The organism is Streptomyces sp. CA189, from assembly GCF_056428985.1.
In genome coordinates, this window is record NZ_JBWJVM010000065.1 from 1 (window position 1) to 14,963 (window position 14,963).

General features: G+C 71.6%; 14 protein-coding genes and 1 pseudogene. 10 read left to right on the top strand and 5 right to left on the bottom strand.

The genetic code is table 11. From position 1 onward, the window contains the following. Window positions 1-39: 39 nt before the first annotated feature. On the bottom strand, window positions 40-1,632 hold the full coding sequence (locus tag AC061S_RS33520; protein WP_478689645.1) for an MDR family MFS transporter: 1,593 nt from the start codon (window positions 1,630-1,632) through the stop codon (window positions 40-42). 123 nt (window positions 1,633-1,755) lie between these two features. Between AC061S_RS33520 and AC061S_RS33525 the strand changes: the two genes are divergently transcribed. The 4 genes from AC061S_RS33525 to AC061S_RS33540 all read left to right on the top strand — a co-directional run bounded on the left by AC061S_RS33525 (window position 1,756) and on the right by AC061S_RS33540 (window position 4,594). After that, window positions 1,756-2,340: a TetR/AcrR family transcriptional regulator gene (locus AC061S_RS33525; protein ID WP_478689646.1), complete on the top strand. Its 585-nt coding sequence runs from the start codon at window positions 1,756-1,758 to the stop codon at window positions 2,338-2,340. Window positions 2,341-2,464: 124 nt separating this feature from the next. After that, the gene (locus AC061S_RS33530; protein WP_478689647.1) at window positions 2,465-3,457 is read left to right on the top strand and encodes an SGNH/GDSL hydrolase family protein; all 993 of its coding nucleotides are present in this window, start codon (window positions 2,465-2,467) and stop codon (window positions 3,455-3,457) included. A 24-nt stretch (window positions 3,458-3,481) separates the two neighbouring features. Beyond that, window positions 3,482-3,856 (top strand): SDR family NAD(P)-dependent oxidoreductase, encoded by a 375-nt coding sequence (locus tag AC061S_RS33535; protein ID WP_478689648.1) that lies wholly within the window; start codon window positions 3,482-3,484, stop codon window positions 3,854-3,856. Between the two features lie 105 nt (window positions 3,857-3,961). After that, the gene (locus tag AC061S_RS33540; RefSeq protein ID WP_478689649.1) at window positions 3,962-4,594 is read left to right on the top strand and encodes a hypothetical protein; all 633 of its coding nucleotides are present in this window, start codon (window positions 3,962-3,964) and stop codon (window positions 4,592-4,594) included. 1,072 nt (window positions 4,595-5,666) lie between these two features. On the opposite strand, the gene AC061S_RS33545 is transcribed toward AC061S_RS33540, so the two are convergent. Then, the gene (locus tag AC061S_RS33545; protein WP_478689650.1) at window positions 5,667-6,425 is read right to left on the bottom strand and encodes a DUF308 domain-containing protein; all 759 of its coding nucleotides are present in this window, start codon (window positions 6,423-6,425) and stop codon (window positions 5,667-5,669) included. A gap of 179 nt (window positions 6,426-6,604) precedes the next feature. On the opposite strand from AC061S_RS33545, the gene AC061S_RS33550 reads away from it, so the two are divergent. Next, window positions 6,605-7,942 carry an outer membrane protein assembly factor BamB family protein gene (locus tag AC061S_RS33550; protein ID WP_478689651.1) on the top strand — a complete coding sequence of 446 codons (1,338 nt, stop codon included), beginning with the start codon at window positions 6,605-6,607 and terminating at the stop codon, window positions 7,940-7,942. Window positions 7,943-7,960: 18 nt separating this feature from the next. Here the strand turns inward: AC061S_RS33550 and AC061S_RS33555 are convergent, their stop codons facing one another. Continuing rightward, window positions 7,961-8,827, bottom strand: a complete 867-nt coding sequence (locus tag AC061S_RS33555; RefSeq protein WP_478689652.1) for a LysR family transcriptional regulator — start codon at window positions 8,825-8,827, stop codon at window positions 7,961-7,963. Between the two features lie 80 nt (window positions 8,828-8,907). On the opposite strand from AC061S_RS33555, the gene AC061S_RS33560 reads away from it, so the two are divergent. Further along, on the top strand, window positions 8,908-9,909 hold the full coding sequence (locus tag AC061S_RS33560; protein ID WP_478689653.1) for an EamA family transporter: 1,002 nt from the start codon (window positions 8,908-8,910) through the stop codon (window positions 9,907-9,909). Here AC061S_RS33560 and AC061S_RS33565 read toward each other — a convergent pair. Then, complete coding sequence (locus tag AC061S_RS33565) at window positions 9,848-10,252, bottom strand: DnaJ family domain-containing protein (RefSeq protein WP_478689654.1); 405 nt, start codon at window positions 10,250-10,252, stop codon at window positions 9,848-9,850. The two genes, AC061S_RS33560 and AC061S_RS33565, sit on opposite strands and share 62 nt — an antisense overlap. Window positions 10,253-10,329: 77 nt before the next feature. Further along, window positions 10,330-10,754, bottom strand: a pseudogene (locus tag AC061S_RS33570) (nuclear transport factor 2 family protein). A gap of 58 nt (window positions 10,755-10,812) precedes the next feature. Here AC061S_RS33570 and AC061S_RS33575 point away from each other — a divergent pair. The 4 genes from AC061S_RS33575 (at window position 10,813) to AC061S_RS33590 (ending at window position 14,830) form a co-directional block, all read left to right on the top strand. Continuing rightward, the gene (locus AC061S_RS33575; protein ID WP_478689655.1) at window positions 10,813-11,373 is read left to right on the top strand and encodes a TetR/AcrR family transcriptional regulator; all 561 of its coding nucleotides are present in this window, start codon (window positions 10,813-10,815) and stop codon (window positions 11,371-11,373) included. Between the two features lie 131 nt (window positions 11,374-11,504). Beyond that, window positions 11,505-13,016: an SH3 domain-containing protein gene (locus AC061S_RS33580; protein WP_478689656.1), complete on the top strand. Its 1,512-nt coding sequence runs from the start codon at window positions 11,505-11,507 to the stop codon at window positions 13,014-13,016. 250 nt (window positions 13,017-13,266) lie between these two features. Further along, window positions 13,267-13,680 (top strand): YciI family protein, encoded by a 414-nt coding sequence (locus AC061S_RS33585; RefSeq protein WP_478689657.1) that lies wholly within the window; start codon window positions 13,267-13,269, stop codon window positions 13,678-13,680. A 1-nt stretch (window position 13,681) separates the two neighbouring features. Beyond that, window positions 13,682-14,830, top strand: coding sequence for an RNA polymerase sigma factor (locus tag AC061S_RS33590; protein ID WP_478689658.1), 1,149 nt, complete (start codon window positions 13,682-13,684; stop codon window positions 14,828-14,830). The last annotated feature ends 133 nt before the right edge of the window (window positions 14,831-14,963 follow it).

Genomic DNA, 14,963 nt, shown 5'->3' on the forward strand with positions numbered 1-14,963 from the left:
CTCCGGGCCGGGCCCACCGACAACCCACGCGTGCGCAGGTCAGTGCGCGACCACCGCCTCCGGAGCCGCCTCGGACTTGGCCGGACCCCCACCGCCGGAGGCCCCCGCCGGCCCGGCCCCCCGCAGCGGAACCTCCTTCACGAACCAGGCGGCCGCGAAGCCGAGCACCGCGATCCCCGCACCCAGCAGGAACGCCGAGTGCGTACCCGCGGCCACCGCGTGCTGGTACGCATCCCGCACGACCTCCGGCAGCTTCGCCAGACTCGCCGCGTCCAACTGCGCCGAGCCCGCCGCGGTCGCCGCCTCGGGACCGAGCCGGTCGGTCATCGTGCTGGTGACCTGACTGGTGAACAGGGACCCCATCAGCGCCACGCCGAAGGAGCCGCCCAGCGTACGGAACAGGGTCGCCGAGGAGGACGCGACGCCCATGTCCTTCATCTCGACGCTGTTCTGCGCGACCAGCATCGTGATCTGCATGAGGAAGCCGAGGCCGGCGCCCAGCACCGCCATGTACACGCCGGACATCAGACGGCTCGTCCCGGTGTCCATGGTCGCGAGCAGGAAGAGCCCGACGACCATGAGCCCGCCGCCCATGATCGGGAACATCTTGTACTTGCCGCTGTTGGTGGTGATCCGGCCCGCGATCAGCGAGACGATCATCATCGCGAGCAGCATCGGCAGGAGGAGCAGGCCGGAGTTGGTGGCCGAGGCGCCCTGGACCGACTGCTGGAAGAGCGGCAGGTACAGCACGCCGCCGAACATCGCGAAGCCGGCCAGGAAGCCGATCACGGACATCAGGGCGAAGTTGCGGCTGCGGAAGATGTGCAGCGGCATGACCGGGTCGGCGGCCTTGGTCTCGGCGTAGAGGAAGCCGGCGATGGAGGCGATGCCGACGGCGATCAGGCCGACGATCTCGGCGGAACCCCACGCGTACTCGGTGCCGCCCCAGGTGGTGACGAGGACGGTGGAGGTGATGCCGATGGTGAGCAGCGCCGCGCCGAGGTAGTCGATCTTGGGGCGCTCCCCGTGGACCTTCTTCGGGAGGTGCAGCACCGCGGTGACCATGGCCAGGGCCACGGCGCCGAGCGGGAGGTTGATGTAGAAGGACCAGCGCCAGCCCATGTGGTCGGTGATGGTGCCGCCGACCAGCGGTCCGCCGATCATGGCGAGGGCCATCACGCCGGCCATCATGCCCTGGTACTTGCCGCGTTCGCGGGGCGGGATCAGGTCGCCGATGATCGCCATGACGCCGACCATCAGGCCGCCCGCGCCGAGGCCCTGGATCGCGCGGAAGCCGATGAGCTGGCCCATGTCCTGGGCCATGCCGCTGAGCGCGGAGCCGATCAGGAAGATGACGATCGAGGTGAGGAAGGAGCCCTTCCGCCCGTACATGTCGCCGATCTTGCCCCAGATGGGAGTGGAGGCGGCCGTGGCCAGGGTGTAGGCGGTGACGACCCAGGAGAGGTGTTCCAGGCCGCCGAGTTCGCCGACGATCGTGGGCATGGCCGTACCGATGATCATGTTGTCGAGCATGGCCAGCAGCATCGCGATCATGAGCGCCATCAGGACGACCCGCACGCTGCGCGGCTTCACCTCCTCCGAGGTGTCCGCCTTCTTCGTCTTTTCCACCATGTTCCACTCCCCTGGCGCATACGCACCGGCCGTGGGACTTACTTGCCGACCGGCTAGTTCACTACACTGGGGAAGGTAGACCCGTAACTAGCCGGGCGTCAAGTAAGTAGTCAGGGGAGAGTCATGTCCAGCAGCAGTCCGCAGCAGCGCCGCGGCGACACGCGGCAGCGCATCCAGGACGTCGCACTGGAGCTCTTCGCCGAGCAGGGGTACGAGAAGACGTCGCTGCGGGAGATCGCGGAGCGGCTGGGGGTCACGAAGGCGGCGCTGTACTACCACTTCAAGACCAAGGAAGACATCATCATCAGCCTGTTCGACGACCTCACCCGGCCGATCGACGAGCTGATCCAGTGGGCGGAGGAGCAGCCGCGCACGCTGGAGATGAAGCGGGAGGTCCTGCGCCGCTACAGCGAGGCGATGGCGGGCGGCGCGTCGCTGTACCGCTTCATGCAGGAGAACCAGGCTTCGCTGCGGGAGCTGAGCATCGGCGAGACGGTGAAGAAGCGCCTCTTCGCCCTGGTGGAGCTGCTCCGGACCGGCCAGGAAGATGCCCCGCTGACCGACCAAGTGCGGTGCGTGAGCGCCCTGTTCACCCTGCACGCGGGAATGATGTTCCTCCAGCACGTGGAGGGGGACCCGGAGGAGACCCGCCAGGCCGCCCTGGAGGTCGCAACGGACCTGATCACCCAGGCCCACCGGGGGGCCTAGCCCCTCCGTTCACTCGATCGAACGAACAAAGGCCCAGGATATTACTCTCCGTAGTCATGTCGGCTACTTTTGGTGATGTGCGCTGCGGAAGAGCCGCGGCGCCCGAGCCGAAGGCACCGCCGTCATGATGCGTCTCACCCTCACCACCGCCGCCGCCGCGGCAGCCGTCTTCGCCACCGCCCTCGTGCCGCAGGCACCCGCCGCCCCTCTCTCCTACGTCGCCCTCGGGGACTCCTACAGCGCCGCCTCCTTCGTGCGCCCCTGGAACACCGACGGATGCGGCCGCTCCGAGCAGGACTATCCACACCAGGCCGCGCGGCGGCTGAAGTTGAAGCTCACCGATGTCACCTGCTCCGCCGCCGAGGTCGGAGCGGGGCTGCTGGGTCCGCAGTCCGAGCTGAAGGGGCCACCATCCGTGCCCCCACCAGGCGGATGGACCGCCAAACCGGCGCAGATCAAGGCCGTTACGGCAGCCGCCGATCTCGTCACCGTCGGCGCCGGAGGCAACTCCGTGGGCTTCTCCGAGATCGTCGAGGCCTGCGTGAAGCGGGGCCTGGCCTCTTTCGGTACGGGCACACCGTGCACCGACCACTACGTGCGGGGCGGGGGCGCCGCAGGACTCGACGCCCGGTTCACCGCGCTGGAGGCCGACTTCGCGGCCCTGCTGAAGGAGATCCGCACGCGCGCCCCGCGCGCCGGGGTGGCGGTCGTCGGATATCCGGCCGTCGTGGACGAGTCCGCGGGCTGCGGTTGGGGGTCCTGGCACCAGCTGGGAACGGTCGCCAAGGGCGACATGCCCTGGCTCGACAGCCTGGAGCGCCGGCTCAACACCCTCTTGCGGGAGCAGGCCCGGCGGGGCGGCGCGGCGTACGTGGACACGTACTCCTCCAGCACCGGGCACGGGGTGTGCGCGACCGGCGAGCAGCGCTGGATGTACGGGATCAAGGACAGCCTGACCGGGCCGGGCGAGCAGAGCGACCCGCCCTCCGAGCTCTGCCGCTCCATCCCGGCCCGGGGCGAGGCCTGCACCGTCCTCCACCCCAACCTCCGCGGCGCCACCCACCAGGCGGACCGCGTCACCGAGGCCCTGACCGCACTGGGGGCGCCCAGACCCTGACCTTCACAACGTGACATTCAAAACGTGACATTCAGTACGCTGGCCGACATGTTGCTCGCCGGAAAGACAGCAGTCGTCACCGGGGCCAAGCAGGGGCTCGGACTCGCCATCGCGGAGCGGTTCGCGAAGGAGGGCGCGCGCGTGGTCCTCGCGGACGTCCTGGACGCCACCCGGGAGGCCGCGGAGCTCGGCGGGTGCTACGTCCGCACCGACGTGAGCGACGAGACCGAGGTCGCCGCACTCGTCGCGCACACCGTCGCGGAGCACGGCGGGGTGGACGTCCTGGTCAACAACGCCGGGATCGAGTTCGCCAAGACCATCCTCGACACCACCGTCGAGGAGTGGGACCGGCTGATGTCGGTGAACATGCGCGGGGTGTTCTTCTCCCGAGTGTTGTAGAAGCTCTCAGTCGAGGACATTGGGCCTACCTGCTCGCGCCACTGGAAGCGATTGAGGTCGTTACCCCTCACGGTTGTGGTGTCTCTCAGCCGGAGGGGAGAACGGGTGACGATCAGCCCCGGGGATCCGCTGCCTCTTGACGGCCTTCCGACGGCTCCGACCGCCGGGCGCCGCGCTGATGAGCAACTCACCCTCCTCGGAGCCCCTCAGCCGGTCCGGGTCCCTGCCGAACTCTGGCGGTCCTGGCTGGAGAATCCGGGCATCGTGGCCCGCTTCGAGGCCAAGCGCTACCCGCGGCGAGATGACCAGTGCTGGCCCTGGCTGGGGGCGGTCAGCTCCACCGGGCACGGTTCCTACCGCGCTGCGAGCCTGCCGGGGAAGTCCCGCCGCGGCACGGCCCCCGCCCACCTCTTCGCCTTCCAGCTCACACGGGGCGTGATTCCCAGGCTCGGCTGGTCGGGCACCGAAGACCCGATTCTGTGCCACCAGTGCGACAGCCACGTCTGCTCGAATCCCGCACACATGCGGCTGGGCACCACCGCGGAGAACCGCACGGAGTGGGCCCAGCGACACCGGGACCCGGGCGGCCCGCTGGCCGACCTGCGAGGGGCCGCCGGACGCACCCGCGCCATCGCAGACGCCATCCGCGCAGGCCTGGGCGCCGGAGAAACTGCCGAGCAGATCGACGAACGTATCCACGCAGCCGAGCAGGCAGGCCTCCCGTTGACCTTGTGGTGACCCGCCAGCTCAGTTCCGTCCCTGAGTTCTTGCTCGGGCACGCCCGATTAGGGGATAGTGCAGACCACTACAGCGGACAGGGTTCGTTCAACGTTGCTGTCGTTTGCGGCCTGGACAGTCCAACCGTTGCTGTTGGGGTTCGAGCGGGTAAACATGGTTCCCATGCCGAGGCCTCCTCCACCCGTTGGAACGCTCCCCAACGGGCAAGTTACGGTGGCGTCGCGAAACTGATTGGGCAACAGGCGTACAGGCGGCCCTGTGTGAGAACTGTGGAATGCAGTCGAGCACACAGCAACGGGTGTCAGGCTTTCGGTGAGGCCGGTGATTTGGATACCACGAGCGAACCAGCGGTCCCCCTCGTCAGCCGAGCCGCTCAGCCTTGAGTGCGGGCCTGTGGTTGTGGCGCCTCCTCCGCTGACAACCTGGCCAGCCGGGCATACCGCACGACTGACGTTGGGTTCCCTTGGGCGTAGAGGAACACTAGGGCCGAGGTGCCTGGAGTGGGGTGTTGTCGTGCAGATCACGGTGGCAACCAGGGTCCAATCCTGGAACCAATCGGTGTTGTCGGCGGTGACGGACCAACCGCGGGCGGTGGGCTCCGTATCGGAGAGCCAGAGACGCTCGTGGCCGCCCCCGGGCGCCCCGCCACCTCCCCCCGTTGGGACTTGACCTGACGGGCAGTTGACCACAGCAGTACGGGATTCTCCACCAGGAACAACGACGGGGCTACCCCTGTGCTGAGAGTGGGCCGCCATCACGCTAGCCCTGGCGGGCTTTGGTTCCGCATTTTCTTGTCCACCCGCAGAGGGGATCGTGGCACCGATGACAAGCACTGCGATGGCTGATGTCATGGCGGGGATTCGGAAACGTCTCATCTCGACCTCACAAGTTTTGTGATGGCTGGGAATTCAGCATGCCCGGTCAACCGATAGCAATCCGTCGTGCCACCCATTCAGCGCAAGAAGAATCGATCCCGCGTCCCGTGTGATCTGCAAGTCTGTACGCCGTTCGCTTGCATTGGGGGGTCTTCACCCCGGATATGGCAGATCAGGTGACGGCGCCTGCCGTTGATCTAATGGGCGATAGCTGAGGTCGCTGCAAGCACCTCCTCGATGCCGGTCGCTGGCGTCAGCACGACGTCCTCCGCCCCCGGTGACGGCGCGCCCCGGTGCAGGCTCGCGCTGACCGCCGTCAGCCCGAGGGTGGCGAGGAGCGCGCAGGCCATCGCGGCCGTCCGCGGCCATCCCCTCAACCGTCGCCGGGGCCGGGGCTCTTCGGCTCCGCGCACCGCGCGCAGGCCGTCCAGGACGCGTGCGCAGCCGTACAGGAACATCCCCGCACCGAAGGCCGTGGCGACGACGAGGAGCGTGACGTCCGGCCACGCCAACGCCAGAGCGCCGCACCCCGTCGCGGCCAGCGCTCCGAGCAGGGCGGCCGCCCGCTCGTCCCCGGCGGTGCGCAGGGCGGCCACCAGGCGCGCGAGACCGCCGGCCACCAGCGCCACGCCGACGATCAGGGCCAGGGCGTCGAGCGACGGCCCCGGGTAGCCGGCGACCAGTGCTGCGGCGGCGAGCCAGACCGCACCCGCGACCGCAGTCCAGCGCGGCGCCGGTGTCCGCGCCGACCGGGCCGCCGCCGCGAGGTCCGCGACGCCGGTGACCGCCAGCGCTGCGACGACCAGTGCCCGCAGCACCGCGAGCGAGGCGAACGGCCTCAGCGCGATCGTCGCCCCGAGGCAGACGCAGACCGCCCCGAGCAGCAGGGCGAGCCACCAGGGAACCCGTCGCCACCACTGCCGATCATGGGATGAACCGCCTATTTCGACCATCATTGACGCACGGTAGCCGCAGCCAGCGCTTCCAGCTCGTTCGCCCGGCCGGTCGGCCGGGCAGGTGGGCGGGCAGGCAGGCGGGCGGGCAGGCGGGCCGGCCCCTCTATGGTGATCGCCGCCGAGGAACGCGGGGAGTCCTGCGGACCGTTGACGGTGGCACGCTCGGGGGGAGCGGGGACATGGACGCGCAGGTGAACGGCGTGGGGTCCGGCGGACGGACCAGGCGCGCCCTGGCCTTGAGGGCGGCGGCCTTGGTCGCCCTCTGCTCACTCGCCGCCGGGTGCTTCTCCTTTGACGCCGAGGAGATGGGAGCCGTCTGGGACACCCCCGCGGACCGCAAGGCCGAACAGCACGGCAACGGGGCCTGGCTGTCCGGCGACACCCTGGTCCGCAGCCGCTTCGACGCGGTGAGCGGGTACGACGCCCGGACCGGCGAGCGGAGTTGGGAGTACGTGCCGCCCGGCCGCTCGGCGGTGTGCCACGTCACCGCCGACACCGCCGGCTCGGTGCTGGTCCTCACCCGCGACGGGGAGGGCGCCGCCGCCTCCGCCAAGGGCGAGTTCTGTGCCACGACCGTCGCGATCGACATGAAGAGCGGCCGCGAGATCTGGCAGGCCCCTCTTTCCGACAGTCTGCACGGGCTCCGCCGCTTCCAGTCCTCTCCGGTGTCCGCCGGCAGCGGCATCGCCGTGTTCCTCACGCAGGGCGAGCTGCAGGCCGTGGACGTGCGCAGCGGGCAGCCGCGCTGGAAGGCGGCCCTGCCCAAGGGCTGCGTCCCGGGCAGGACCATGGTGGCCGAGCGCCAGGTCGCCGCCCTCCTCGCCTGCGGTGGCACCGACAACCCCTGGGGCGACAAGGTCCCGAGGGACGCCGAGCGCCAGGTCGCCGCCTTCGACCCGGCCACCGGCGCGCTCCTGTGGTCCGCCCCGCTCGGGGGCCGCAAGCCCATCCGCTGGGACGCCCGTGCGGAGTTCGTCTCGGCCGACCCGTTGGTCGTGGCCGCCTCGTCCTCGGGCGACTCCGATTCCGGGGCCTACTTCTCCTTCGGCGGCGACGGCCGCCCGAACCCGCCGATCGATTTCAGTGGTGACTACGGTCAGATTCGGCTCAACGACCGACTGCAAGCGGCGGTGGACGAAAGCAGGCTCTACACCTCGACCTTCCACCAGGGGCAGCGCAGCCGTGACAACACCTACCGCCTGACCGCCTTCGACCTGGCCACCGGAGAGCCGGTCTGGGGCGGAACCAGCGCCGACGACCGCCTCGACGGCGACACCGGCTACCACGTCCTCCCCCAGGAAGGGAAACTCACCGTCCTCACCTCGCGCGCCCGCAGCTCCCACCACGGCGTCCGTGTCCTGGACGCCGCCACGGGCAAACAGCGCGACGCCCGCAGCTTCCCCGAGGACCACGACACGGTGGACACGCTCTTCCCGTACGGGGACCGGCTCATCGGCGCCCGCTACGGGTCGCAGACTGCGCCGTCCAAGCCCTTCACGGCCTACGAGGGCTTCTGACCGCTCACCGCGGCCGTGTCAGGGCCGGAGCGTGGAGAGGAACGCCCTGGTCGCGGGTGTCGGGTTGAAGCTGCTCCAGACGAGGTATTCGACGCGGCTCGGCCCGTCGGTGAGGGGGAGGGCGCGGACGGACGGATTGCTCCGGACAATGGCGGCGGGGAGGAGGGCGACGGCGAGGTCTCGGCCGACGATGCGCGTCATCAGGTCGACGGACATCATTTCGTAGGCGACTTCGCGCTCCAACTCCGCCGCTTCGAAGGCCCGGTCGCTCTGCACCCGGCCCGGGGAGCCGGCCGGGAAGTCGGCGAAGGGGGAAGCGGCGAGTTGGCGGAGGCTGACCCGGTCGCGGTCCGCGAGTGCGTGCGTGGGCGAGACCACGGCGACGAGCTGTTCCCGGGCCAGTTCCAGCGCGGCGACGCCCTGTGGCTCGTGGCCGGCCGGCAGGCCGAGGAAGGCCACGTCCAGGTCACCGGCGGCGACCTCGGCCGTCATGGCGTCACTGGCGCCGACGTGCAGACCCACCCGCACCTGGGGATGCCGCTCGCGGAACCGCTGGAGCACCTCGGCGATGTCGACCGCGACCACCGTGGGGATGGTCCCGATCAGCAGCCGCCCCCGGACCTCGCCCACCGCCGCGGCCGCGTCGGTCACGGCCCGCTCGGCGGCCTCCAGGCACTGCCGCGCGCCGACGAGGAAGGCCTCGCCTGCCGGTGTGAGCTCCACCCGCCGGCTGGTCCGGGCGAACAGCTTGGCCCCCAGCTCGCGCTCCAGGTTCCCGATCTGGCGGCTCAACGCCGATTGGGCGACGAAACAACGCGCGGCGGCCCGGGTGAAGTTCCGGGTCTCCGCGACGGCGACGACGTACCGGAGCTGTCGGAGTTCCACGTGATCCATCTTCTTCCGCGATCGGTTCGATGACAATCATGTCTTGGACGCATGGATCGTGGCGGGCCGAGACTTCCCGCATGACCACTTCCCCGCCCCGGCAGCAGATCCCGTCGCCCGCGCCCACCACACGCTCCGCGGCCGTGCGGCGCCGGGCCGGCGGCACGGTCGCGCTGATCGCCGCCACCGCGCTCGCGCCGGCCGCCTGGGGGACCACGTACGCGGTGACGACCGAACTCCTGCCGCCCGGCCACCCGTTGTTCGCCGCTGTGCTGCGGTCGCTGCCCGGCGGGCTGCTTCTCGTGCTGGTCGCCCGGGTACTGCCGCGCGGTGCGTGGTGGTGGAAGGCGGCCGTGCTCGGCACCCTCAACATCAGCGCCGTCTACGCGTTCCTGTTCGTGGCCGCCGAGCTGCTTCCCGGCGGTGTCGCGGGGACCCTCGCCGCCGTCCAGCCGATCATGGTCGCGGGGCTCGCGGTGGTGGTGCTGCGGGAACGGGCCTCGGCCTGGCGGATCGGCTGGGGTGTCGCCGGAGTGGTCGGCGTCGGGCTCGTGATCCTCGGACCGAACGCGCGGCTCGACGGGGTCGGGGTCCTCGCGGGGCTCGCCGGGGCCGGGTCGATGGCACTGGGGATCGTACTCACCAAACACTGGGGGCGTCCCGCCGGAGTCGGCCCGGCGGCGCTCGCCGGCTGGCAGCTCACGGCCGGCGGACTCGTCCTGCTCCCGCTCGCCGCCGTCTTCGAAGGGGCTCCCCCGCACCTCGACGGGTCCGCGGTGGCCGGGTACCTGTGGCTCGGCACCGTGGGCGGCTTCATCGCCCAGGTGCTGTGGTTCCGCGGCCTCGGGCGCCTTCCGGTCACCGCGACGGCCATGCTCGTCCTGCTGTCACCACTGGTCGCCGCGGTCATCGGGGCGCTGCTGCTCGGCGAGGCCTTCACCGCGGGCCAACTCGCCGGATTCGGCCTCGCCCTGGCGGCGCTCGTCGCGGGCCAGCTGACCCCGGGCCGGAAGGCACGGCCTAGCGGGCTTCCCGGGACTCCCGCCACTGCGCGAGTTCGGCTTCGACGTCGAATTCCTTGAGGTTCAGCGGGGGGCCGGGCGGGGGCCTGCGCAGGGCCGCGCGGATCTTGTCGTTGACCTCCGTGAGGAGGTCGCGGACCTGCCGTTCGGTGCGGGCGGCCTTGACCGCCTCCCGGGCGTCCTCCGCCTCCTTGCGGAGCGCGAGCGCCGGCGGGAGGACCGCGAAGCCCTCGCGGTGCAGTTTGCCCTTGATCCACCAGAGCTCGTCGTACGGGGCGTCGAGCGAGGCCAGGGGCTTGCCGAAGCCGGGCAGGGCCTCGATCTCGCCGCTCTCCTCGGCCCGCCTGATCTGGCGGTCCACGAAGGATTCGAAGCTCACGCCAGGCGGTTTGCGCTCGGTCACGTTGCCTCCCCAGGGGTCCCCGCCAGCATAACTCCGCGGGCTGGGGAGAGGGTTGCGCACCGTAATCGCCTTCGGTCTCAGAGGCGGCGGTCCGACTCCTCGATCGGGACGTCGTTGATGCTGGCCTCGCGGCGGCGCATCAGGCCCGCGGCGTCGAACTCCCACTGCTCGTTGCCGTGGCTGCGCCACCACTGGCCGCCCACATCGTGCCATTCGTACGTGAAGCGCACCGAGATGCGGTTGTCCGTGTACGCCCACAGCTCCTTGCGCAGCCGGTACTCCAGCTCGCGCTCCCACTTGTCGGCGAGGAAGGCGCGGATCTCGGCGCGCCCGTTCAGGAAGCGGTCGCGGTTCCGCCAGGCGGAGTCCTCGGTGTAGGCGAGGGCGACGCGTTCGGGGTCGCGGCTGTCCAGGCGTCCTCGGCGGCCTGCACCTTGGCGCGGGCCGACTCCTCGGTGAAGGGCGGCAGCGGCGGTCGCACGGGGGAAGGAGTGGCGGTCACGGTGGGACACCTCTCGTCATCGGCTGGACTGGACGCTGCCTTCACGCCCGCTGCCCCGATGGACGACGAAGAGGCCCGAACCCGCCTGCTGGACGCCGCGGAGACGCTGTTCTACGCCGAAGGCGTCCAGGCCGTGGGCATGGACCGCATCCGCACGGAGTCGGGCATCCCGCTCAAGCGGCTCTACCGCCTCTACCCGGCCAAGGAATCCCTGGTCACCGCCTACCTGGAGCGCCGCGACCGCCGCTGGACGGCGAGCCTGAGGGCAGCGGTCGCGGGGCAGGACGACCCCGTCGGGGCGCTCTTCGAGTGGCTCGCGCGGTGGTTCTCGGAGCCGGACTTCCGCGGCTGCGCCTTCCTGAACGCGTACGGGGAGCTGGGGACGGGCCCCGCCGGAGTGCTGGACGTCGTACGCCGCCACAAGGCGGAGCTACGGGCGCTGCTGGCCGGCATCGCCGGTCCGGGCCGGGAGGCCCTGGCGGAGCACCTGCTGCTGCTGGTCGAGGGGGCGACGGCGGTCGCGGCCCTGGAACCGGGCCCGGGGGCGGCGGTGCGGGCGCGCGAGGCGGCGTACGTCCTGGTGCGGGTCGGCGGAGGGATTCACGCGGCTGCCGAGTGACCGGTTACGCGTCGGTCACACGTGGGCCGCATTTTCAGCTTTTAACTGGTGTTGGGATTTTTGTCCACCGGAAGACCGCATTCGGCGGTCGCCCTCCGGTTCCGTCGCCTTTCCTCGCGGAGGAAACACCCTTGTCTGCTTCCCGCTGCACGTCGGCCGCCCTGGTCGTCGCGGCCGTCACCGCGACCTGCCTGCTGCCGGCCGGGCCGGCCTTCGCCGCCGACTCGCCGCACATCCGGTTCTCCCAGCCGTACGTCCCCTCGATCGCCGCCGGAAAGACCGGCCGCGTGGTGATCGTGGCGGAGACCGGCGGCGATCCGGCGCTCAGCAGCAGCTTCCGGATCACCGCGCCGGAGCGGACGACCTTCCCCGAGGCCCGCTTCTACTGGAACGGCGACCGCGCCGGGGCGTCCTGCACCCGCTCGGGCGACGCACGGCAGCTCACCTGCGACGCCGCCACCCGCGCGGGCTTCTCCTTCCCGGCGGAGAGCGGCACCCGGCTGGGCGTACTCGTACGGGTGGACGCGGACGCTCCCGAGGGCACGACGCTCGACGGCGGCGAGTGGGCGGCCGGGGCCGGGTCCTCGCCCGGTCTGTACGCGGTGTCCACCCCGGTGACGGGGCCCAGGGGCGACGACGGTCAGGACGGGCACGACGGGAAGCCGGGCCACGACGGAAAGCCCGGCCACCACGGCAAGCCGGGCCGCCCCGGCCCCAAGGGCGACAAGGGGGACAAGGGGGACCAGGGCGAGCGCGGCGAGAAGGGCGACCGCGGGGACCGCGGCGACCGCGGCGAGAAGGGGGACCGCGGCGAGAAGGGCGACCGCGGGCCGCAGGGCCCCAGGGGCGACCAGGGACCGAAGGGCGACGCCGGCCCCCAGGGCCCGAGGGGCGACACGGGACCGGCCGGAGGCCCCCCGGGCCCGAAGGGCGACACCGGAGCCCCCGGTCCGAGGGGCGACACGGGACCGGCGGGCGGCCCGAAGGGCGACACCGGTGCACCGGGCCCGAAGGGCGACACGGGCAACACGGGCAACCCCGGCCCGACGGGACCGGCGGGAGTACCCGGACCGGGCGGACCCCAGGGCCCCAAGGGAGACACCGGTCCGGCCGGCGGACCCAAGGGCGACAAGGGTGACAAGGGAGACCGGGGCGACCGCGGAAACACCGGCCCGGCCGGACCGACGGGATCGCGCGGACCGGGCGGACCGAAGGGCGACCAGGGCCCCGGCGGACCGAAGGGCGACCGCGGACCGGGCGGACCCAAGGGAGACCAGGGTCCGAGGGGTCCGAAGGGCCCGAAGGGCGACCAGGGCAAGCCCGGCAAGTGCAAGTGCGGCAAGGACCACGGCGGTAAGGACCACGGTGGCAAGGACCACGGCGGGAAGGACCACGGCGGGAAGGGCAACAAGCCCGGCAAGCCGATGGCCCGCATCGTCAGCGACAAGCTGCACGTCCGCACCGGCCCCGGCACCCACTACGGGAAGACCGGCGTGATCAAGCACGGCGCCCAGGTCCAGGTGATGTGCAAGACCAACGGCACCTCGGTCGACGGCAACTCCATCTGGTACAAGCTCGCCGACGGCCGCGGCTGGATCTCCGCCCGCTACGCCGCGAACCTGAACCGCATCCCCACCTGCTGACCGGACCGGACCCGGCCTGACCAGCCGGACCCGGCCGGACCAGTCTGATCACCTTCGGTGCGCACCGAGGCTTCCGAGCCCCGGCGCGCACCGAAGTCGTTCCTTCCGCCGAGGCGCCCGCAGCGCGGCGTTCGCGGCCCCTCGAAAGCCGCGGAAATAATCTCCGGCGGTGATGTCGAGAACCCGTGCCCTGCTCCGTCTCCTCAGTGACCGCGGCCAGAATGGGCCGCACAGCACCGAGGAGACCACCATGGCCAAGTACCTGCTTCTCAAGCACTACCGCGGCGCCCCGGCCGCGGCCAACGACGTCCCCATGGACCAGTGGTCGCCGGAGGAGATCTCGGCCCACATCCAGTACATGAGCGACTTCGCGGCACGGCTGGAGGGGACCGGCGAGTACGTCGACGGTCAGGCGCTCGCTCCCGAGGGCACCTGGGTCCGCTACGACGGCGAGGGCCGCCCGCCGGTCACCGACGGCCCCTTCGCCGAGACGAAGGACCTGATCGCCGGGTGGATGGTGATCGACGTGGACAGCTACGAGCGCGCCGTCGAGCTGGCCGGGGAGCTCTCGGCGGCCCCCGGCGCGGGCGGCAAGCCGATCCACGAGTGGCTGGAGCTGCGCCCCTTCCTGTCGGCGCCGCCGAACATCGCCGAGTGCCACTGACGTGGACGAGGCCCTGCTCCGGAGCCTCACCCCACAGGTCCTCGGGATCCTCGTCCGCCGCGGAGCCGACTTCGCGGCGGCCGAGGACGCCGTCCAGGAGGCCCTGCTCGAAGCGGTCCGGGTCTGGCCCGAAGGCCCGCCCCGGGACCCGAAGGCCTGGCTGGTCACCGTGGGCTGGCGCCGGTTCCTCGACGCGACGCGGGCGGACACCGCCCGCCGCCGCCGCGAGGACCGGGTGGAGGAGGAGCCGGCGCCCGGCCCCGCGCCCGCCGTGGACGACACGCTCCAGCTCTACTTCCTGTGCGCCCACCCCTCCCTGAGCCCCTCCTCCGCCGTCGCGCTCACCCTGCGCGCCGTCGGCGGACTCACGACACGGCAGATCGCCGCGGCCTACCTCGTCCCCGAGGCGACCATGGCGCAGCGCATCAGCCGCGCCAAGCGCACCGTCTCCGACGTCCGCTTCGACCGCCCCGGCGATGTCGCCACCGTCCTGCGCGTCCTCTACCTGGTCTTCAACGAGGGCTACTCCGGCGACGTGGACCTCGCCGCCGAGGCCATCCGCCTCACCCGCGGCCTGGCCGCCTCCATCGACCACCCCGAGGTGTCCGGCCTCCTCGCCCTGATGCTGCTCCACCACGCCCGGCGCGCCACGCGCACCGCCCCCGACGGCAGCCTCATCCCGCTCGGCGAGCAGGACCGCACCCGCTGGGACACGGCCCTGATCGCCGAGGGCATCGGGATCCTCCACCCCGCCCTCGCCCGCGACCGGCTGGGCGAGTTCCAGGCCCAGGCCGCCATCGCGGCCCTGCACGCCGACGCGCAGACCGCCGAGGAGACCGACTGGGTGCAGATCGTGGAGTGGTACGACGAACTGGTACGCCTGACCGGCAGCCCGATCGCCCGCCTCAACCGCGCCGTGGCGGTCGGCGAGGCCGACGGCCCCCGCGCCGGCCTGGCGGCGCTCGCGGAACTCGACGCCGCGCTCCCCCGCCACACCGCGGTCGCCGCGTACCTCCACGAACGCGACGGCGACCTGTCGACGGCGGCCCGCCTGTACGCCGAGGCGGCCCGCCGGGCTCCCAACCTCGCGGAGCGCGACCACCTGACCCGCCAAGCGGCCCGCCTGAACTCCGCCCGGCGGAGCGACTGACCCTGCCGTAGGGCAGGGCTCGCCAGGTGCGTCCGACGTCGACCACGTCGCGGATCGCGGTCCTAAGAGGCGACCTCGCCCGCTCCGCATGCCGCCGGGGTCGCAATGTCGGACACTCCTGTATACGGGCCGA

What these genes read in the sequence shown, in the direction of transcription:
- AC061S_RS33575 (WP_478689655.1), top strand. Translation starts at nt 10,813, where the DNA reads ATGGACGACGAAGAGGCCCGAACCCGCCTGCTGGACGCCGCGGAGACG.
- AC061S_RS33520 (WP_478689645.1), bottom strand. Translation starts at nt 1,632, where the DNA reads ATGGTGGAAAAGACGAAGAAGGCGGACACCTCGGAGGAGGTGAAGCCG.
- AC061S_RS33530 (WP_478689647.1), top strand. Translation starts at nt 2,465, where the DNA reads ATGATGCGTCTCACCCTCACCACCGCCGCCGCCGCGGCAGCCGTCTTC.
- AC061S_RS33525 (WP_478689646.1), top strand. Translation starts at nt 1,756, where the DNA reads ATGTCCAGCAGCAGTCCGCAGCAGCGCCGCGGCGACACGCGGCAGCGC.
- AC061S_RS33545 (WP_478689650.1), bottom strand. Translation starts at nt 6,425, where the DNA reads ATGATGGTCGAAATAGGCGGTTCATCCCATGATCGGCAGTGGTGGCGA.
- AC061S_RS33560 (WP_478689653.1), top strand. Translation starts at nt 8,908, where the DNA reads ATGACCACTTCCCCGCCCCGGCAGCAGATCCCGTCGCCCGCGCCCACC.
- AC061S_RS33550 (WP_478689651.1), top strand. Translation starts at nt 6,605, where the DNA reads ATGGACGCGCAGGTGAACGGCGTGGGGTCCGGCGGACGGACCAGGCGC.
- AC061S_RS33585 (WP_478689657.1), top strand. Translation starts at nt 13,267, where the DNA reads ATGGCCAAGTACCTGCTTCTCAAGCACTACCGCGGCGCCCCGGCCGCG.